This window comes from Campylobacter concisus (assembly GCF_902460875.1).
Classification (GTDB): Bacteria; Campylobacterota; Campylobacteria; order Campylobacterales; family Campylobacteraceae; genus Campylobacter_A; species Campylobacter_A concisus_AA.
Window position 1 is genome coordinate 25,817 of record NZ_CABPVR010000006.1, and the last position, 20,363, is coordinate 46,179.

The window sequence follows — 20,363 nt, forward strand, 5'->3', positions numbered from 1 at the left end:
TAAAGGACAGATGATGAAATACAAAAAGTTGCTTTTTCCAATAGGAGCTGGAGACGATATCGAGCCAAGAATTTATGGTGCCCTAAAGGTTGCTCAGTGGTTTAACACACATATGGAAATTATGACTTGTCAGCTTGACCCAAGCGTAGTTTATAATATGAAAATGACGCTTCGTGGAGGAGTGCTTTTTGAAGAATTTCTAAAATCAGCTAAATCTGAACTAGCTGTCGAGCATGAAGAGAATGAGAAAATTTTCAATAAAATTTGTGCTGAGCTTGGCATAAAAGTAACTAGTGAAATCATTGAAGATGTTTGCACTGCAAATTTTACGATTCACAGTGGCAAAAGAAGCGCGATAGTGGAGCAAGAGAGTAAATTTTGCGACCTAGTTGTGGCTGCTGTGCCACTTGATGGAAAGATCACTGGAACATTTGAGTCAGCTGTTTTAAAAAGCGGTAAAAATGCGATTGTAATCCCTAGAAAAATGCGTGAGTTTAAAGCTGATAATATCCTTGTTAGCTGGACTGGTACGACGCAAAGCTCAAGGGCATTAACAGGCTCGATTGATCTTTTAAAAAAGGCAAAAAAGGTTCAGTGCATTACCTCAAAAGCAAGCCTTGGAGATAATGCTGAACTAAATCTTAAAAAGCTTGAAGAGTACTTCAAAATTCATGGCATATCAGCCACTTTTGAAGTGATCGCTACTACGATGATACCTGGTGAAGCGCTTTTAAAAGCAGCTATTGATAGAAATGCTGATCTAATCGTTGCTAGCAGATATGGTGAAAATGGTCTTATGGAAATGGTGCTTGGTGGCACTTCAAGATTTTTCTTAGAACACACAAATATTCCAGTTTATCTATAATGGATTGCGGCTTAGTCCGCGATCTAATTCTTTTTCACTTTATAGATTTTAAAATTCCATTCACTCTAAAGAAATGACTACTAAATTTTGGCTTCACTGACCGCTTAACTCAACTTTTAGAGCCGAAATTACTCGTTTACGAAATTTTAAAATTCGAGGGAGGCTTTTTTGAATAGAACGCATGCAGTGCGCCAGCACCATTGCATGCACCTTGAACGTGCGAGGGGTTTGGGGGATTTAAAAAGGGGGATAAGGGGACGGCCTCGTAATTAGAGTCCCCTTGTCTCCCTTTTGAATAAAAGAATTTATAAATTTAAAATCTGGATTTCAAAAATAGAATTTTACTATTTTTGCAAATTTTAAAATTCCATTCACTCATAAGAATTGACTACTAAATTTTGTCTTCATTGATCGCTTAGCTCAAATTTTAGAGCCGAAATTACTCGTTCATGAAATTTTAAAATTTACAAGACCTTAATAGCATAGTGCATCAGATGACAGCGCGCTTCGTTCTTAGCCACAGACTGAAAAATATCTAAATTTTAAAGCTCCCATTAAGATTTCATCAAGCACCTTATTAGCCAAAATTTTGTAAAATCCACTCATTAAAAAAGGATAAAAAATGAGTGAAAATTCTAGCTTTACGCACCTACATTTACACACCGAATACTCCCTACTTGACGGAGCGAACAAGATAAAAGAGCTAGCTCACGTGCTTCATGATAGAGGCGACACAGCAGCGGCGATTACTGATCACGGCAATATGTTTGGAGCGATAGATTTTTACAAGGCGATGAAAAAAGAGGGAATAAAACCGCTAATTGGCATCGAAGCTTACGTTCATAATGGCGAGCAGCTTGATGACAAGAGTACTAAGCAGCGCTTTCACCTTATACTAATCGCCAAAAATGAGACTGGCTATAAAAATTTGATGTATCTTAGCTCCATGAGCTACATCGAGGGCTTTTACTACTATCCTCGTATAAATAAAAAAATCTTAAAAGAGCACAGCGAGGGCTTGGTTTGTAGCTCAGCTTGCTTGCAGGGCGAGGTGAGTTGGCATCTAAATTTAAGCGATCGTAACGTCAAATTTGGCGCAAAGGGCTACGAGAGGGCAAAAGAGGTCGCACTTGAGTATAAAGAAATTTTTGGAGATGACTTTTATCTTGAGATCATGCGTCACGGCATCGGTGATCAAAAACGCATTGATGATGATATTTTGCGCATCGCCAAAGAGACTGGCATAAAGGTTATCGCTACAAACGATACTCACTACACTTTTAAAGAGCGAGCTGACGCGCATGAGGTTTTTATGTGTATCGCGATGAACAAAACATTAGATGATCCAAACCGACTTCGCCACAGCGTCCATGAGTTTTTTGTTAAGAGCAAAGAGCAGATGAGCGAGCTATTTTTAGATATCCCTGAAGTGATAGAAAATACCCAAGAGATCGTGGATAAGTGCAACCTTGAGATCAAGCTTGGCAACCCAACTCCGCCAAATTTTAAATTTACTCTTGAATATGCCAAAGAGAGAAATTTAACACTTCCAGAGCCTGAAAATAGATATAGCTTTAAAAATGATGCTGTTTTTTTTGAGTATGAATGTAGAAAAGGTCTTGAAGAGAGGCTAAAATTTGTCCCTGAAAATTTACATGACGAATACAAAAAGCGTCTTGAGATAGAGATTGGCATAATTAATAAAATGAATTTCCCAGGCTATATGATGATCGTTTGGGACTTCATAAATGAGGCTAAAAGTAGAGGCGTACCAGTTGGTCCAGGGCGTGGTTCTGCGGCTGGTAGCTTGGTCGCTTATTCACTAAAGATCACCGACCTTGATCCGATCCCATACAACCTACTTTTTGAGAGGTTTCTAAACCCAGAGCGTGTTAGCATGCCAGATATCGACGTGGACTTTTGTCAAAGTAGGCGTGGCGAGATAATTGACTATGTTACGCAAAAATATGGAAAATTTAATGTTGCTGGCGTTATTACATTTGGTAAATTGCTCGCAAAAGGTGTCATTAGAGACGTTGCTAGAGTTTGTGATATGCCTTATGCTGAAGCCGATGCGATGGCAAAGCTAATACCTGATGAACTAGGCATTACACTAAAAGATGCTTATGAAAAAGAGCCAAAGATAGCTGAGCTTATCAGCCAAAATCCAAAGGCAGCTAAAATTTGGAAATTTGCACTTGATCTTGAGGGGCTAAATAGAAACGCCGGTCAGCACGCAGCAGGTGTCGTTATCTCAAATGAGGAGCTGTGGAATAAAACTCCGCTATTTCGTCAGCCAAATAGCCCAGAAGATCGCTATGTTACACAGTATAGCCTTAAGTATCTTGAGGATGTGGATTTAATTAAATTCGACTTTCTTGGACTAAAAACACTAACGGTTATCGATAATGCCATAAAGCTGGTAAAACAACGAACTGGCAAGGATATCATTTGGGAGCAGATCGATAAAAATGATTCTAATGTTTATAAAATGATACAAAGTGGCCAAGCGATAGGAATTTTCCAAATCGAGGGTGAGGGCATGAGAAAGCTAGGAACTAGCTTGCGTCCAGACTGCTTCGAGGATATCGTCGCGATGCTAGCGCTCTACCGTCCAGGACCGATGGAAAGTGGCATGCTTGATGACTTCGTCAAAAGAAAACATGGCGAGGCGGAGATAACATACTCATTTAAAGAACTCGAGCCAATCCTTGCGCCAACATACGGCGTCATCGTCTATCAAGAACAAGTTATGCAAATCGTTCAAGCCATAGGCGGCTTTAGCCTTGGCGGGGCGGATCTTGTGCGCCGTGCGATGGGTAAAAAGATCAAAGAAGAGATGGACAGGCTAAAGGGAGAGTTTGTAAAAGGTGCTGAGGCAAAAGGGCTAAATGGACAAAAAGCAGACGATCTTTTCGAGCTAATTGTAAAATTTGCAGGATATGGCTTTAATAAATCTCACTCCGCAGCTTACGCCTACGTCACATTTCAGACGGCTTATCTTAAGGCCTATTACCCGGCTGAATTTATGGCTGCACTTCTTACAAGCGAAGAGAGCAACGTCGATAAGATCGTTCGCTATATCGATGAGATAAAACGCATAAATATAGATACTTTGCCACCATCTATCAACAAATCAACTAAAGAATTTAGCGTCGTTAAAAATGGTGATCATGACGGTATTATCTTTGGGCTTGGTGCGATTAAAGGTGTTGGTGGAGCGGCTATTGAAAATATTATAACTGAGCGTGAAGCAAATGGCGAATTTAAGAGTATGGATGACTTTGTCTCAAGGATCGATCCATTTAAAGTAAATAAAAAGGTCTTTGAAAGCCTCATAAAAGCTGGTTGCTTTGATGAGTTTAGCTTTAGTCGCAAGATGCTTATGCAAAATGTAGAAAATATCATAGAAGCTTGCAAAAGTGCAGCTCAGATCCGTAAAAATGCTGTTGAGAGCTTGTTTGGCGAAGATGAGAGTATGAACGATGTGAAGATAAATTTTGTCACGATAAATGACGAATTTGACATCAAACAAATTTTAAAATTTGAGCAAGAGAGTGTTGGTATCTACCTCTCAGGCCACCCGCTTGATGATTATAAAGACGAGATCAACAAGATAAAATACACTCTAAGCTCAGAATTTGAGAGCTTGCCGCAAAGCGCTGAAATTTTAGTCGTTGGCAAGATCGAAGACTTTAGCACAAGGATAACCAAAAGTGGCAAGAAAATGGGCACTATAAATGTGCTTGATTTTCATGGAAATATCGAGATCGCAGTCTTTGAAAGAGAGCTTGGCAACATCGAAGATATAGTAAAAGATGAAGCAAAACGCGACCTGCCTTATGCTTTTAGGATAAATATCACAAAAGATGATCAATTTGTAAGGACAAATTTAAACGAGGTTTATAGCCTAGAAGATGCGCAGAATTTAGACTTTAAGACAAGAAAACTAAAACAAAACTCTAAATTTTCTAAAAATGAAGAGACGAGCGCCCCTCAAAAAGTAAGAGAGTATGCTGAGCTAGAGGTACTTTTATGCCTTAGTGAGCTTAGCAAAGATAAGATCACTAATCTTTATAATCTTGGCTATAACGAACATATAAAAAGTGGCATACACAACGATAAACGCCTTGTTATTAAGATAAAAAATGAAAATACGGCTCAAATTTTTGTCTATAAGACAAAATTTGTTGTAAATGACAGCTTTAAAGAAAAAGTACTTCAAGCAATAGCTTGCTAAGACCTTGGTGAAGCGATGTTTTTAGATAAGCTTGGCGTAGATAAAAGTAACTGGAGCGAGCTTTTTAGCGCATGTGTTGGCAAAGCGACATTACTTCAAAAACGTGCATTTAAGCTACTTGTTGAAGGTAGCAACTGGCAGATTGATTTTGATAGTGGTAAAATTTACTTTGATGAGCGTGAGTTTGACATACAGTTTATCGGCTCTGAGAGCTTCTCGTCAAATACGTGGCTTTGGGGTTATGAAAATATAAATGGCTTTGATGAGAGGTTACTTGAGCTTGCAAATAAAGCACGTGAGTTTGGCGAGAAATTTGGACTTAGCGCATTTAGCACGCCACAATTTGAGCTAGATGAAAATTTTAATGGTCACACGATTAGTATGATTCTTTGCACCGCTTTTGATGAGCAAAATTATTATAGGATAGAGTACGAGGGCGGAGCTGCGTATGTGGCTTTTAGATCAGATGTGGTCTTTGAAGAGCCAGTGCTAGCAAATGAGCTTTTGAGCGTAGTAAATGAGTGTTTAAGCACTTACGAACTAGATCACAAAATCTTTATAAAAGGACTTTTGCTAAGCTGTGATATGAAATTTAGCGAAAGCCCTAATGAGATCGTATCGGATAAATACGAGCTTAGCTTTAAATTTGACGAGCTAAATAGGCTCATAAATATTTCAAGCAAGCTTTAAAAATTAATACTCTTTACCACATCAGCGCCAAGTGCTAGCTTCATATGAAGAGAAAACATCTCGTGGTAAAAATCGCCATTGTGTCCTGGTATGTCATATGTTTGCGTAAGATCAAACGGCACGATAACTCTTGATTTTTTATTATATTCATTGGCTCGTAGTTTAAGATAACTAACGCACTGATAAACGCACATATCAGTGCAATCTCCGGTGACTATAAAGGTGTCTAGCTCTGGATGCTCTTCTAAAAATTTCTCAAATTCTTTATTAAATGCAATGCTTAAAGAGTTTTTATAAAATGTCTTAAACTCTTTAAAAAAGCTTAGATTTTCTATCTCTTTTACGGTTTTTATCTCATTTGTATCAAGTATGGCATGTGGCAGAAAATTCTCAAATTCTTTTGAATCACTGGTGTGCCTATCTTCTATAAGGATAAAATTTCTAAAACCAAAATCTTTCCACGCTCTATCAAAAAGTGTCGCGATCCCTTTTGATAAGGCGGCTACTCTTTGACTAGCGAGCGCACCACTACCAGCAAAAGCCTCTATCATATCGATACAGATAAATGCAACGTTTTTTGCTCCATCGTTTGAAATTTCTCTTAAATCAAGCGTTTGAAGAGATTTTTTAAAAGCCTCAAGTTCGTTTTGTATGTTCATTCTTACTCCTTTATTGGTAAATTTATGCAAAATGTTTTTGGATTTAGTGTGATCTCGATGCTGCCTTTGTGAGCCTGCACTATCTGTAAGCAAAGGTGCAAACCAAGGCCATTGCCTTTTAGCTTGCTACTTTTAAATGGCTCAAAAACTATAGCCTGATCTTTGATGGGCTCACCACTATCGTAAACGATAAATTTATGCTCACTCGGTGTTTTTTCATAGCTTAAAATGATCTCTCCCTCATCATCATCGCTCTCTTCGATGGCATCAATAGCGTTAAATAAAATATTTTGAAAAACGATGGCAAGTAGATCAAGGTCGCCCATATATTTGCCATCTGGAAATTCTAGGCTAAATTTAATATCCTTTGAATAGTCGTAAAAATTTATAGCCTCTTCGCACTCTTTTTTAAGCTGTGAAAAGTCAAAAATTTGTGCATTTATGTTAAGACCTTTTGTAAAAAGTAGAGTGGCTTTGATTATGCGTTCGACTCGCCATGTAGCTTTTTGTATTTGATTTACGATAGGCTTTGTGCGTTCATCAGCTCTTTTAAGTAGAGTTGAAGCTAAAAGCGAGATGGAGCCTACTGGATTTCTGATCTCGTGGGCTAGGTGAGCTGCTACTTGACCCATAGAAGCAAGGCGCTCGGTGCGTTTTTCTACTGTTATGTTTGTTGCAGAGATTATTAGTTTATTGTCTTTAGAGCTTGTTTTAAAAAGATAAATTTGCCCATCTACATTTATCTCGCCCTCTTTTTTTGGTATCTCTTTAAAAATTTTACCAAGTCTTACTGCTTCTGAGTTTTGTAAAAAGATCTCATCATTTTCATCTAACACCCAGATAGCATTTGGCAAAATTTCTACAATATCTTTAATGAAATTTTGCAAGTTTGCGTAAGATGATGTTAAATTTTTATATTCGTTTTCTATCAGATAAGTCTGCTCTATCAGGCTTTTTAAGCCAGCTTGGATATCGTGTTCGTTCATTTTAAAAGTTCCTCAAAATCGCTAATTTCATAAAGCCTTAGCCTTTCATTCTTTAGGTTTAAAAGCTCGCTACTAAATCCACTCTTTGAAAAAAGAGCAATAATATCTGGTGTTATGTTTAGTTTTTCACATTTTTTTAACAGTAAATTTAGCACGTTTTTACAAACCTTTCTCTCTTTGTATTTTGCCTCGCCGACTATGATCTTGCCGCCTATATTTAATAGCATATCAAGCTCTATATTTTTGCTCCAAAAGCTACTTAAAAATATGCCATTAATCAGAAATTTTTTTGCCATGAGTTCACCGCATAAAATTTCAAATCCAAGGCTTGCATATTCGTCAAATTCCCTTTTTATAATGGCTAAAATTTCATCATTTTTACCAGCTTTTAGCAAGCTTAAATTTGGCTCTATAAATCTAAACCAAAACCTTGAAAAATGGCTATTAAAATGTATTTTATCCTCAACTTTATAGCCCCTTTCTTCTTTTTTTAGCATTTGGTTTTTTGATCTTTTTGGTAAAACTTCTCTACTTTTTTCAACTAGTAAAAAATTCTTTTCAAAAAGTTTTGCATAGACTTTGCTAGCTAGGCTTTGAGGTAAAATTTTATGTACACTAAATTTTTTTCTATCGTTTCGTGCGAGTTTTATGAGGGCAGATTTTATAGCATCGTTTGTATCGGATTCGAAGTAAAATTTTGGCATCAAGGCTAAGAAGTTGTTTAAAATTTCAGCCTCGATCGCTTCAAAAACATCATAATATGAGTGCTTTAAATCAAACTCATCAAAGACGAGATGAAATTTAATAAGTTCATTTATATCAAGGTGTTTCATTCCCTCAAATGTTGATTTTAAAGCTTTTATATTGGCTCCTTTATTTGGGCATTGTAGTATATTTTAGCTAAAGTAATCTATAATGCTACGCAAAAAATGAGGGTCGTGATTTGGTAAATTTAGAGCATATTAGAGAAAATATAATTTTAAAAAATGGCATTTATTATTTTGATTTTACAGCTTCAGGGCTGGCTTATAAACCTATCGAAGATGAGATGGCAAAAATACTCCAAACATACGCAAATACACACTCTATCAGCTCATCAAACGCCTATAAAACCGCTCAAGCTTATGAAGATTCAAGACGTGAATTAAAAAGCTTGCTAGGACTTGATGAGAGCTTTTATCTTTTTGCTTGTGGCAATGGAGCTACCGGCGCGATAAAGAAATTTCAAGAAATTTTAGGAATTTATGCACCGCCAGCATTAAAAAAAAGATATGCATTAAAACCAGATGAAAATTCTCCGCTCGTGGTGCTTGGCCCTTATGAGCATCATTCAAATGAGATAAGCTTTAGGCAAGCACTTTGCGAGGTTGAGCGTATCAGGCTTGATAAAAATGGGGGGATCGACTTTAATCATTTGGAACAAATTTTAAGGATAAATGCCGGTCGTGAGATCATCGCAACTTTTAGTGTGGCTTCAAATGTGACTGGGGTTTTGAGCGATTATAGAAAAATTTATACGCTTATAAAATCTTATGGTGGCATTGTGGCATTTGATGCTGCAAGCTTTAGCGCTTATGGAAATATTGATTGTGACTATTTCGATGCTCTTTTTTTATCGCCACATAAATTGCTTGGTGGAGTAGGAAGTTGTGGGCTTCTTGCTATAAAAAAGATACTTGCAAACTCAGATGAGCCGACATTTGCTGGTGGTGGAACGGTAAGTTATGTCAGCAAAAACTATGCTATATTTGTAAAAGATAGCGAACAGCTAGAAGAGGCTGGCACACCGCCTATTTTAGGACTTATAAGGGCAAATTTGGCTTATAGGCTAAGAAATGAGATAGGATTTGGGACAATATATGAAAACGAGAGCGAGCTTGGAGAGTATTTTGAGAAAAGACTAGCAGAAATTCCTGAGCTTACGTGCTATCATCCAAATAACATAAAGCGTTTGCCGATATTTGCTTTTAACGTGGCCGGCGTTTCTCCTTATGAGTTAGCCAAAGTTTTAAGTAAAGAGTATGGCATTCAAACGCGTGCAGGATGCTCTTGTGCTGGACCGTATGGGCATGATTTGCTTCATTTAAAAGAAGACGCACTCTTTACTCACAAGCCTGGCTGGGTAAGGGCTGGACTCCACTATACGCATACGTTAGAAGATGTGAATTATCTGGTGGATGCATTAAAAAATAGCATTAAGAAGTATTCAAGTAGTTGGAAGGTCGATGATCCTTTTAGCGTTGATAAAATTTCAGGTTGTGTGGGAGATAGATGAAAAATATATTAATAATTGCTGGAAGTGATAGCATTGGTGGCGCTGGTGTGCAGGCTGATATTAAGACATGTGAGGCTTTTTCTTGCTACGCAGCGACAGCTATCACAGCTCTTACGGCACAAAATACAAATGGCGTTAGCAATATCTTTGCTACAAATGTTACAAATCTAAATGAGCAAATCAAAATGGTAGACGAGGAGCTAAATATAGACGCTATCAAGGTTGGTATGCTTTTTAACAAAGAGCTTATATCTTGCGTTGGTTCTTGGCTTGAAAAATTTCATAAGCAAGGCATTAAAATAGTAATAGACCCAGTTTGCGTAGCAAAATCAGGCTCAAAGCTTCTTGAGGATGATGCGATAGCAAGCTTAAAAGAGCTTTTTAAATTCGCAGACATTATTACGCCAAATATCGATGAAGCCAAAGTTTTGGAGCTTGATAGTAAAAATTTACCTTGCGATATGATCTTAAAGCGAAGCATGGTTGCAGAAATTTGCGAAGATACTCTTTTTAAAAAAAATGGTGACGTGCTTAAATTTAAAGAGCCACTAATAAAACCAGAGATCATGCACGGGGCTGGATGTAGCTTTGCAAGTGCGCTGGCCTGCTTACTGGCAAATGGATACGCCAAAGAAGAGGCTATAAAACTAGCAAAAAAATATATTTTAAATGCTATTAAAAATGCAATTACAACAAAATTTGGCAAACGTCTACTAAATCATAAAGTTGGCATAAGTGATTGAAATTTACGCGATTAGCGACGATGTATTGATGCCTGAAAATTTAGCCTTGCAATACACTAAAGAAATTTTAGAGTGTGGGGTGAAATTTTTTCAATTTCGCTCTAAAAAAATACCAAAAGATGAGAGGCTAGCTAGCGAAATTTTCAACCTATGCGAAAAATTTGGAGCCAGATTTATCGTAAATGATGATATTTTATTTGCTGCTCATATAGGGACAAAGTCCGTGCATTTGGGAAAAGATGATGCGAGCATAAAAGAAGCGTTTGAAATTTTAGGGGATGACGCTTACGTGGGGGTTAGCTGCTATGATAGCTTGGAGCTTGCCCTTAGGGCAAAACAAAATGGTGCTAGCTATGTGGCTTTTGGAGCGATGTTTAAAAGCCCAACAAAACCAAATGCGCCACTTTGCAAGGCTCAAACTATATCACAAGCAAAAGAAATGGGAATGAATATATGTGTCATAGGAGGCATAAATGCTAGCAACATTGCAAGTGTCGCTAAAGTAAAGCCAGACATGATCGCCATAATATCTGCTATCTATAAAGATGGCATGATAAAGAAAAACATAGAAAATTTACAAAGAAATTTATTGCTGTAAAAGACGCTCGCTTTTGCAAGCTTTTTTATGAAAATTTCATTATAATTCCTGCTTTAAAAAAAGGAAAACATTGCTAAATATTGATGAAGTAAGAAAAAATATCATTTTAAAAGAAGGCCTTTACTATTTTGACTACACGGCTTCAGGTCTTGCTTACAAGCCCATTGAAGATGAAATTTTAAAATTTTTAAAAACCTACGCAAACACTCACTCTGATAGTAGTTCAAGCGCAGCGTTAACGCAAAAATGCTATGAAAATGCAAGAGCTGAGCTAAAAAGCTTATTGGGCCTTAATGATAGCTTTTATCTTATTGCGACTGGTCAAGGAGCAACGGCTGCGATAAAGAAATTTCAGGAGATAATGGGAATTTATATCTCACCAGCTACAAGAGCTTTGATCGGCGAAGCAAATTTAAGAAATTTAAACTTGCCACTAGCGATCATTGGCCCTTATGAGCATCACTCTGTTGAAGTTAGCTTAAGAGAAGGGCTTTGTGATATAAAACGTATAGAGCTTGATGAAAATAATGAGATAGATTATGCGATGCTTGAGAACACATTAAAGCAAAATGCAAAAAGAAAGATAATAGCTAGCTTTAGTGCCGCCTCAAACGTCACTGGTGTTAAAACTGATTATAAAAAAATTTACTCGCTGATTAAAAAATATAATGGCATTTTAGCACTTGACGTGGCCACTCTTAGCGCTTATGAAAATGTTGATTGCAGATATTTTGACGCACTGTTTCTCTCGCCTCACAAACTACTTGGAGGAGTTGGGAGTTGTGGGCTTTTGGCTATCAAAAAAGAGCTTTGTAAAAATTTGCCTACATTTGCAGCAGGAGGCACAGTCAAGTACGTAAGCAGGACATCACATGTTTTTACTAATAAAGTTGAAAATTTAGAAGAGGGCGGCACGCCACCGATAATACAGCTAATACGTGCAAATTTAGCCTATAAGCTAAGAAATGAAATCGGACTTAATAAGATAAAAGAGGCTGAATGTGAGCTGGGCGAGATGTTTTGTAAAGAACTAGAAAAGATAGATGAGGTGATAAATTATTGTCCTGAAAATTTAGACAGATTGCCTATTTTTGCATTTAATGTAAAAGGCATTTCGCCTTATGATTTTGCTGCTAGTTTAAGTAGCGAATTTGGCATCCAAACACGTGCGGGCTGTGATTGCGCTGGGCCATATGGACATGATCTGCTTAATCTAAAAGATAATGCCATTTTTGAAGCAAAACCTGGCTGGGTACGTGTTAGCATTCACTATATGCATACAAAAGAGGATATAAAATATCTTATAAATGCCATAAAATCTTGCATCAAAAAACACAAAAAAAGATAGAGTAAAAACTATATGCTTGATATTTGTGGAGAAAATTTTAGAAGTGAATTTTTATAAAGCTATAAGTTCTATCAAATCTAAAAGTTAGCAAATTTTGCAAAATTCCAAAAAGCACCATAAATGTAACAAAGCTACTTCCGCCATAACTAAAAAATGGCAGTGGCACACCTACAACTGGTGCAAAACCGATCGTCATCGAGACATTTACACCCACATAAACGAAAATAAGTGTAGCAATCCCCGTGGTGGTAACTTGCGTAAAATAGTCATTTTTTAGGCCGTAATTTAAGCTTAAAAGATGTGTTATAAGTGCTCCATAAAGCCCAAGCAGAAACAATCCCCCATAAAAGCCAAAACGCTCAATATTGTAGGCAAATATGAAGTCACTAGTGGCGATTGGCAAAAATTTAAAGTGCGTTTGAGTCGCCTCGTCCTTTGGCTTGCCTTTGAGTCCACCGCTACCTATGGCGATGATGCTTTGTTTGACGTGATAGCTTGGCTCTTCAGCGATAAAATCGTGAATCCTCTTTTTCTGATAGTCATGTAAATTTTCATACAAAACCGGCGCCAAAAAGCCTATCGCAAGGATGATAGTGATCCAAATTTTCTTATTTACGCCGATGACAAAAAGGATGGTGTAGCCAACTATCAAAAGTATGAGTGCGGTGCCAAGATCAGGCTCTTTCATAATGAGCGCAAATGGCAAAAGTATGTAAAAGCTAAGTTTTAAAAAATCTTTTAATCCGTATCCGTTAGCCTCTGGAGGACGCTGCTTGATGAGATAGGCTAGCATTAGTAAAAAGGCCGGCTTCATTAGTTCTGATGGCTGAAGTGTGAAGTGAACGAAAGGAATTTCTAGCCAGCGTTTGGCTCCTAGCTTGCTAACGCCAAAGAGATCGACGCTTAAAAGCAGCACGATGCAGACCCAGTAAAACATCGGAATAATCCAGTCTATACGCCTAATGGGCAACAAAAATGCGACACAAAATGAAACAAATCCGATACCAAAATATACAAGCTGTTTGTTTGCCAAGACGTCGTTTGCTTCGGAAACTAGGATGTATGAGATGGCTATGATTGGGATGATTAAAAACGGCTGAATAAAATCAAAATGTGTTAAAATACGCCGATCTAGTTTTATCAAGAAGCAAACCTTAATTTTTGGGCTAGATTATATCACAAACAAGGCTTTGATTTTGGTTAAATTTAATGTTTTAAATAGCTCAAGACTAGACGTCGCAGTGGCGCAGGAGCTTCAAATTTCACGTAATCAAGCTTTAAATTTGATAAAAGATTCTCTCGTAAGCGTAAATTTAAAACCAGTCTCAAAACCAAGCTTTGCTCTAAGCGAAAATGATGAAGTTTGCGTAAATTTTGCCCCAAAAAAAGAGGTGCAAAACGAGTACGAAGTAAATTTTGATATCCCAATCGTATACGAAGATGACGATCTAATAGTGCTAAACAAGCCCCCGCAAATCGTCGTCCATCAAGCTCCAAGTGTAAAAGAGGCGACGCTTGTTGAGTGGCTAAATAAAAAAGGATTTATGCTCTCAAATTTAAATGGCGACGTAAGAGCTGGTATCGTCCACCGCCTAGACAAAGGCACGAGCGGTGCTATCGTAGTTGCTAAAAACAACTTTGCCCACGCAAAACTTAGTGAGCAGCTAAGCGATAAGAGCATGGGGCGAATTTATCTAGCACTCACTGATCTCCCCTTAAAAGAGGACGTCATCATCGACAAGCCAATCGGCAGAAATCCAAACAACCGCCTAAAAAAAGCGATCGTCGTGGACGCTAAATTTGCAAAAAGTGCCTTTGTAAATTTACTAAGCGAAAATGGCATAAATTTAATAGCAGCAAAACTTTTTACAGGCAGGACTCATCAGATAAGAGTGCACCTATCTAGCATAAACCGCCATATTTTAGGCGATGATTTATACGGATTTAAGAGCCAAGGCGATAAAATAAGCAGAGTTATGCTTCACGCTTATATGCTTTATTTTATCCATCCACGAACTGGCAAAAGGGTGGAATTTATCGCAAAAACGTATGATGACTTTAACCAAATAATTTACAAAAAAATTCCCAAGGAGATTTTTGATGAAAAAATTTGCCCTACGCATATTGACACCATTTTTAGCAGCTTTCTTAGCGGGATGCGGCTCTAGCGTACCGACTCAGCAAAGTATGTCACTACCTACGATTACAAGTTTAAAAACTATTTCAGACATGACTGAAGTTGGTTTTGAATGGAATCCAGTAACCGATGAAAGTGTTGTTGGATACTATCTCTACCGCTCAAATCCAAATGATGCAAACTCAAAAATGCAGCTAGTTGCAGACATCAAAGACCGCTTTGCAACGCACTACGTAGACCGCAACCTAGCACCTGAGACCACATACTCATACCAAATGAGAACCTACTCAAGCAATGCCATCTCTCAACCGGGCACGATCGCAACAGCAACTACAAAGCCACTGCTTGACTCAGTACCATTTTCGCAAGCTATTACAGGGCTTCCAGGACGTGTGAAAGTGATCTGGAGACCGCATCCTGATAGCACAGTGGCAAGCTATATCATTCAAAGAAGTGATGCAGGAGCTAATAAATTTAGCCAAATTGCAGAGGTAAATGGCAGACTAAATGCTGAATATATCGACACTGAGGTAAAACCTGGCAAGTCTTATGAGTATAGAATTTTAGTTAAAACTTCTTCAGGTGTTGTCTCAAAACCAAGCCAAAATATCAGTGCAACGACAAAGGAGTTACCCTAAATCGGTAACAAATCTTCAAGCAACAAAAAATGCGCCAAAGAAGATAATTTTAACTTGGGATTACGCGCCGGCTGAGGATTTTGCTTATTTTAAAGTTTATAGGACAGTGAGTAAAATTTTGCCTTACACATATCTGGCAAAAACGACTAGCAATACCTATGAAGATCTCATAAACACAAATGCAGCGACGAGGTATTATAGAGTCACAGCAGTCGATAAAGACGGTCTTGAGAGCTTAAAACAAGAAGAGCCAATCGTGGGGATAACGCTTGGTGCGCCAAAGACTCCAAATATTAGTGCTAGCTACGATAGTAGCGGAGTAAATGTAAATTGGAGTGTAGTTGATAGAGCCAGTTCGTACACGGTTTATAGAAGTGGTGCAAGTGAGAAAATTTTTAGTGGCATAGATGGTACTGGACTTAGAGATGATAGCGTGCAAAAAGGAGCTAGCTATTCTTATAGCGTCGTAGCTATCGATGAGTACGGCATTGCCTCTGATAAGTCATCAAAAGCAGAAGTTAGCATAAAATAATGCCAAATTTCATCGCTTCGTCTTTAAAAGAGCTCTCATTTCCATTTAGTAATGACAAAGTCAAATTTCTTTGGCAGGCAAATGGACGAAACGAGAGGCTCATCTACACAAAAAATGAAGAAGAGAGTTTTTTTCTAGTTGTAAAACCCGGTAAAAATGGCATCGTCGTAAAAGGTGAAAAGCTTACAAAGCCAGCTAAAGTTGGTCTTTTACAAGAGGCACTGGAGCTTTTTAAAGAGCAAAATTGCAATGATGTAATTAGTCAAGCATTCGCTGTAAAAAAGACAAATTTGACTAAAAAAGTGAGTGAAATTTTAAGCCTTGAAGAATTTGCGCCGGCATTTTGCGAGCTAAAAGATAAATTTAAAGAGATTTTCATCGAGATCGGCTTTGGTTCTGGCAGACACTTGCTTTATCAAGCCAAAAACAATCCAAATGCCCTAGTTATCGGCATAGAAGTCTATAAGCCAAGCATCGAGCAAGTAGCAAAGCTAGCTAGGGCAAATGCCATAGAAAACGTGCGTCTAATAAACACCGACGCCAGACTTCTACTCTCACTTATTGGCTCAAATTTAGTTGATAGAGTCTTTTTACACTTTCCAGTGCCGTGGGACAAGGCCGAGCATAGGCGCGTTGTCTCATCGGTGTTTGCACTTGAATGCGAGAGGATATTAAAGCTTGGCGGTAAATTTGAGTTAAGGACTGATAGCAAGGAGTATTGCGACTTTAGTTTGAGTAAATTTTTAGAGCCTACAAACTCAAAAATAGAAGCTTTCAAAAATAGAAATTTAGAAGTAACTAGCAAGTATGAAGACCGCTGGAGACGCCAAGATAAGGACATTTACGATGTTATTTATACTTGTGAGGTTGAAAGTAGCGAGAGTGTTTTAGCTGGAGATTTTAGCTTTAAAGAAAAGACAAGCGTAAAAAATATCATTAAAAATTTTAAAAATTTTATCATCAAAAAAGAAGATTATTTTTTACATTTCGAAGAAATTTACATCATAAATGAAGATGAAATTTTGCTAAAAGTTGCTTTTGGAGCATTCAATAAACCCGAGCAATGTTTTATCAAAATAAGCGATGAAAAAAGCGAATATTTTATAAAAAAACCGATCTTGATTCGTGAGAATTTAGCAGCGCACGAGCTTTTGAAGGAGTATTTGGCTGATGCAAGAGATAATTAGTGCAAGGAATTTGAGCCTAGCTTATGAACGCGATGAAATCGTAATTAATAGCGCCAATTTAGATATTTATGCAAATGATTTTGTCTTTATCACAGGCAAGAGTGGAAGTGGAAAAAGCACACTTTTAAAATCATTTTATGGAGAAATTTCACCTCTTGCTGGAGAGCTAAATGTCTGCATGACACAAATGGACGACATCGATGATAAAAGGCTTTGTGAGCTTAGGCAGCGAGTTGGCATTATATTTCAAAATTATCGTTTGATAAATGAATGGAATGTGGAAAGAAACGTTATGTTGCCCCTCATCATCAAAGGCATCAATCAAAATGTGAGTAAAAAGCAAGTAGCAAAGCTTTTAAAGCATGTAAATATGCTTCATAAAGCTGACAAATATCCAATGGAGCTAAGCGGTGGTGAGCAGCAAAGAGTAGCGATGGCAAGGGCTCTAGCGCACAATCCAAATTTGCTCTTATGTGACGAGCCAACTGGAAATTTAGACGAATACTCAAGCGACGTCATCTGGTCACTTTTAAAATCAGCTAGGGAATTTTTAGGCACGAGCGTAGTAGTTGTCACGCACCATATCCCATCGACACTTCGTATCCCATACCGTCACTTCGTCATAGAAAATGGAGGTGTGCATGAGATCGCTTAAAAATCATCTTGGATTTATCTTGCCGCTGATCGCGCTTTTGTTTTCCGTGCAGTTTAGCCTAACTGCTGATAAGGTTGTGAGAGATTATGAAAGACTCATGGGAAATGACTACAACATCGTCATAGTTTCAAGTAAAGAGCTTAGTGATGCTATTTTAAAGCCGGTGGTTAGCAATCTATCTAGCCTCGAGCCACTAAGTCCGCAAAAGATCATTGATCGCCTCTCAAATGATATCTCGGCTAAAAATTTATCCATCCTTCAAAATGCACTGCCAAAATTTTACTCGCTAAAACTTAGTGAATTTCCGACACCGCAGTACATGGATGAGCTAAAGCAAAAACTTTTAAAATTTGATGGCATCACAAAGGTCGAGACATTTTCAAAGACCCATGACAAGGTCTTTAAAATGCTAAATTTAGCAAAAAGCATATCGTATGCTTTTATGGCGATACTTTGTGTTGTTGGGCTTATGCTTATGCTAAAGCAGGCTAAAATTTGGCTATTTGAGCATAGGGAGCGCATCGAGATCATGACGCTTTTTGGAGCACCTTTTTGGCTAAAATCAGCTATGCTTTATAAATCAGCTATGGTCGATAGCCTAGTTGCGACCACTGCAGTTGGTGCATTTTTCTTTTTCTTGCCTAGCATTGAAATTTTTAGAGAAAATGCCGCAAGTATTGATGTAGTATTGCCTAGTCTTGATCCCTCAAGAGATATTTTTATTTTATTTGGCGTGGCTATGTTTTTAAGCATTTTTGCTGTTAGTTTGGTGATGAGTAAGGCTAGAAAAAGCACGATATGAGAAAAGGAATTTTTACATTTTTGCTAGCTTTTAGCTTAGCTTTTGCGTCAAATACCAAAGAGAAGATCAAAGACTCCAAAAACTCGCTAAGATCGAGTCAGGCGATGAGTGAGCAGCTTAGTAAAAAGCTAGATGATTTGGCTGGTGATATCGTAAATGGCGAGAAAAAACTTCGCGGTATAAGTGGTGATATCACAAATTTAAAGGGTCAAATTTCAGTCCTTGAGACAAATGCTTCAAAGGCACTTCTTGAGCTTGATGATTTAACGAAACAAAACAAAGAGCTAGAACGCACACAAAAAGAGCTAGAGCAAAATATGATAAGGATCATCGCAGAAGATTTGTCGTTTGATCTTTTGATGTCTGCAACTGAGGGCAAGCAAAGCGAGGAGAGCATCATCTCATCTCAAATTTTAACCAAGCTAAATGCCATCACAAAAGAGGATTTTAAAAGACTTAGCCAGAACTATGAAGATACGATTGAGAAGATAAAAAATAAATCAAACAAAATAAGCGAGATAAACTCAAGTATCAAAAACTATAGACGCAAGCAAAGTGACTTGCAAAATTTAGAAAGTACGCAAAAAAATACTATAAACGGACTAAAACGAGATAAAGAAATTTATAGCAAAAAGCTAGCCAAGCTTCAAGCCCAGCAAGATGAGCTAAGAAAGACGCTAGAGCAGCTTGCTATCATGCAAAAACAAGAGGATGAAGCCGCACGTGCTGCTAGAGAAAAACAAGAAAAAGTAGCCAGTAAGGGTGGCAAAAAAGGCGAAAAAAGCCAGCCAATGGGTGGAGGCTATCAAACAAGTTCGGTCAAAAAATATTCAGGTGCAAAGACAATCGCTCCTCTTGATAGCTACACCGTAAAGCAAAAATTTGGAAACTACGTAGATCCAATATATAACATCAAAATTTTTAACGAGTCAGTCACGCTTCGCTCAACAACGCCAGATGCCAAAGTCAAAAGCGTGCTAAATGGTAAAGTGGTCTTTGCAAAAGCAACTCCGATGCTTGAAAATGTAGTCATTATAGAAAACGAAAATGGCATCCACACGATCTACGCTCACCTAAGCCAAATCGCACCGACGGTCAAGGTAGGCTCAGTCGTGCAAAAAGGCTACGTTATAGGTCGAGTTAGAAACGATCTAACTTTTGAAGTGACGCAAAGAAACTACCACATCGATCCACTTGAGATGATCTCAAAATAGCCGCTTTGCAAGTACTATTAACTAAATTTAAAGCCTTTTTGGCTAGAATGGATGAATTTTAAGGAGCAAGACAATGAGTAAAAGAAAACGCGTATTGGTTAAATTTTCGGGCGAAGCTTTAGCGGGAGAAAATGGTTTTGGCATAGATACGGCGGTGCTTAAATTTATAGCAAATGAGATAAAAGAGCTTGTCGAAAATGGTATCGAGGTTGGCATCGTAATAGGTGGTGGCAACATTATACGTGGTGTGAGCGCTGCAAAAGATGGCATTATTAAACGAACGAGCGGCGATCACATGGGCATGCTAGCAACTGTTATCAACTCAATCGCGATGCGTGAAGCTTTAGAGCGAAGTGGGCTAGAGGTGAGAGTGCAAAGTGCAATCAAAATGGAAGCGATCTGTGAGACTTTCATTGTTGGACGTGCGCAGCGCCATTTGGAAAAAGGCAGAGTCGTTATATTTGCTGCAGGTACTGGCAATCCATTCTTTACAACTGATACAGCAGCAACTTTAAGAGCTATTGAAATTGGCTCAGATATGATCATAAAAGCTACAAAGGTTGATGGCGTTTATGATAAAGACCCTAAAAAATTCAAAGATGCAAAACTTTTAAAATCACTAAACTACGAAAAGGCAATGAGCGATGATATCAAGGTTATGGACGATACTGCTATAGCTTTAGCAAAAGATAACTCACTGCCTATTTTGGTTTGTAATATGTTTAAGGCTGGAAATTTATTAAAAATAATAAATGAAGAAGAAGCAGCCCTATATTCAGTAGTAAAATAAATTT

General features: G+C 37.9%; 19 protein-coding genes. 15 read left to right on the plus strand and 4 right to left on the minus strand.

Annotated features, from left to right (window positions below):
- The first annotated feature begins 13 nt into the window (after window positions 1–13).
- The 3 genes from F3H01_RS03605 (at window position 14) to F3H01_RS03620 (ending at window position 5,795) form a co-directional block, all read left to right on the plus strand.
- Window positions 14–865: a universal stress protein gene (locus F3H01_RS03605; protein WP_021091781.1), complete on the plus strand. Its 852-nt coding sequence runs from the start codon at window positions 14–16 to the stop codon at window positions 863–865.
- A gap of 622 nt (window positions 866–1,487) precedes the next feature.
- Window positions 1,488–5,105, plus strand: a complete 3,618-nt coding sequence (gene dnaE, locus F3H01_RS03615; RefSeq protein ID WP_149724871.1) for a DNA polymerase III subunit alpha — start codon at window positions 1,488–1,490, stop codon at window positions 5,103–5,105.
- A gap of 15 nt (window positions 5,106–5,120) precedes the next feature.
- A complete protein-coding gene (locus tag F3H01_RS03620; RefSeq protein WP_149724872.1) occupies window positions 5,121–5,795 on the plus strand; it encodes a DUF6882 domain-containing protein in 675 nt (224 codons plus the stop codon).
- Here the strand turns inward: F3H01_RS03620 and F3H01_RS03625 are convergent.
- The 3 genes from F3H01_RS03625 to F3H01_RS03635 are packed head-to-tail and all read right to left on the minus strand — an operon-like array spanning window position 5,792 to window position 8,273.
- Window positions 5,792–6,454 (minus strand): cysteine hydrolase family protein, encoded by a 663-nt coding sequence (locus F3H01_RS03625; protein ID WP_149724873.1) that lies wholly within the window; start codon window positions 6,452–6,454, stop codon window positions 5,792–5,794. The genes F3H01_RS03620 and F3H01_RS03625 overlap by 4 nt on opposite strands.
- A gap of 2 nt (window positions 6,455–6,456) precedes the next feature.
- Window positions 6,457–7,440, minus strand: coding sequence for a sensor histidine kinase (locus tag F3H01_RS03630; protein WP_149724874.1), 984 nt, complete (start codon window positions 7,438–7,440; stop codon window positions 6,457–6,459).
- Window positions 7,437–8,273 carry a DUF234 domain-containing protein gene (locus F3H01_RS03635; RefSeq protein ID WP_149724875.1) on the minus strand — a complete coding sequence of 279 codons (837 nt, stop codon included), beginning with the start codon at window positions 8,271–8,273 and terminating at the stop codon, window positions 7,437–7,439. Before F3H01_RS03635 ends, F3H01_RS03630 begins: the two co-directional genes overlap by 4 nt.
- A 110-nt stretch (window positions 8,274–8,383) precedes the next feature.
- Between F3H01_RS03635 and F3H01_RS03640 the strand changes: the two genes are divergently transcribed.
- The 4 genes from F3H01_RS03640 to F3H01_RS03655 all read left to right on the plus strand — a co-directional run bounded on the left by F3H01_RS03640 (window position 8,384) and on the right by F3H01_RS03655 (window position 12,404).
- Entirely contained in the window at window positions 8,384–9,715 is a 1,332-nt protein-coding gene (locus tag F3H01_RS03640) for an aminotransferase class V-fold PLP-dependent enzyme (RefSeq protein ID WP_149724876.1), read from the plus strand.
- Window positions 9,712–10,458 carry a hydroxymethylpyrimidine/phosphomethylpyrimidine kinase gene (locus F3H01_RS03645; protein ID WP_149724877.1) on the plus strand — a complete coding sequence of 249 codons (747 nt, stop codon included), beginning with the start codon at window positions 9,712–9,714 and terminating at the stop codon, window positions 10,456–10,458. The genes F3H01_RS03640 and F3H01_RS03645 overlap by 4 nt, the downstream gene beginning before the upstream one ends.
- Window positions 10,451–11,056: a thiamine phosphate synthase gene (thiE, locus tag F3H01_RS03650; protein WP_149724878.1), complete on the plus strand. Its 606-nt coding sequence runs from the start codon at window positions 10,451–10,453 to the stop codon at window positions 11,054–11,056. The genes F3H01_RS03645 and thiE overlap by 8 nt, the downstream gene beginning before the upstream one ends.
- A gap of 70 nt (window positions 11,057–11,126) precedes the next feature.
- The gene (locus F3H01_RS03655) at window positions 11,127–12,404 is read left to right on the plus strand and encodes an aminotransferase class V-fold PLP-dependent enzyme (protein ID WP_149724879.1); all 1,278 of its coding nucleotides are present in this window, start codon (window positions 11,127–11,129) and stop codon (window positions 12,402–12,404) included.
- A gap of 37 nt (window positions 12,405–12,441) precedes the next feature.
- Here F3H01_RS03655 and F3H01_RS03660 read toward each other — a convergent pair whose 3' ends face one another.
- Window positions 12,442–13,548, minus strand: a complete 1,107-nt coding sequence (locus F3H01_RS03660) for an FtsW/RodA/SpoVE family cell cycle protein (RefSeq protein WP_149724880.1) — start codon at window positions 13,546–13,548, stop codon at window positions 12,442–12,444.
- A gap of 52 nt (window positions 13,549–13,600) precedes the next feature.
- Here F3H01_RS03660 and F3H01_RS03665 point away from each other — a divergent pair, with 52 nt between their 5' ends.
- The 8 genes from F3H01_RS03665 to pyrH all read left to right on the plus strand — a co-directional run bounded on the left by F3H01_RS03665 (window position 13,601) and on the right by pyrH (window position 20,359).
- A complete protein-coding gene (locus F3H01_RS03665) occupies window positions 13,601–14,572 on the plus strand; it encodes an RluA family pseudouridine synthase (RefSeq protein WP_149724881.1) in 972 nt (323 codons plus the stop codon).
- On the plus strand, window positions 14,505–15,179 hold the full coding sequence (locus tag F3H01_RS03670) for a fibronectin type III domain-containing protein (RefSeq protein ID WP_167496279.1): 675 nt from the start codon (window positions 14,505–14,507) through the stop codon (window positions 15,177–15,179). Before F3H01_RS03665 ends, F3H01_RS03670 begins: the two co-directional genes overlap by 68 nt.
- A gap of 106 nt (window positions 15,180–15,285) precedes the next feature.
- Entirely contained in the window at window positions 15,286–15,711 is a 426-nt protein-coding gene (locus F3H01_RS03675) for a fibronectin type III domain-containing protein (protein WP_223155354.1), read from the plus strand.
- On the plus strand, window positions 15,711–16,898 hold the full coding sequence (gene trmB, locus F3H01_RS03680; RefSeq protein ID WP_149724882.1) for a tRNA (guanosine(46)-N7)-methyltransferase TrmB: 1,188 nt from the start codon (window positions 15,711–15,713) through the stop codon (window positions 16,896–16,898). The genes F3H01_RS03675 and trmB overlap by 1 nt, the downstream gene beginning before the upstream one ends.
- Window positions 16,882–17,553 (plus strand): cell division ATP-binding protein FtsE, encoded by a 672-nt coding sequence (locus tag F3H01_RS03685; protein ID WP_149724883.1) that lies wholly within the window; start codon window positions 16,882–16,884, stop codon window positions 17,551–17,553. Before trmB ends, F3H01_RS03685 begins: the two co-directional genes overlap by 17 nt.
- Complete coding sequence (locus tag F3H01_RS03690) at window positions 17,540–18,355, plus strand: FtsX-like permease family protein (protein ID WP_149724884.1); 816 nt, start codon at window positions 17,540–17,542, stop codon at window positions 18,353–18,355. Before F3H01_RS03685 ends, F3H01_RS03690 begins: the two co-directional genes overlap by 14 nt.
- On the plus strand, window positions 18,352–19,569 hold the full coding sequence (locus tag F3H01_RS03695) for a murein hydrolase activator EnvC family protein (RefSeq protein ID WP_103641482.1): 1,218 nt from the start codon (window positions 18,352–18,354) through the stop codon (window positions 19,567–19,569). Before F3H01_RS03690 ends, F3H01_RS03695 begins: the two co-directional genes overlap by 4 nt.
- A 73-nt stretch (window positions 19,570–19,642) precedes the next feature.
- Complete coding sequence (pyrH, locus tag F3H01_RS03700) at window positions 19,643–20,359, plus strand: UMP kinase (RefSeq protein ID WP_054196984.1); 717 nt, start codon at window positions 19,643–19,645, stop codon at window positions 20,357–20,359.
- Window positions 20,360–20,363: the final 4 nt, after the last annotated feature.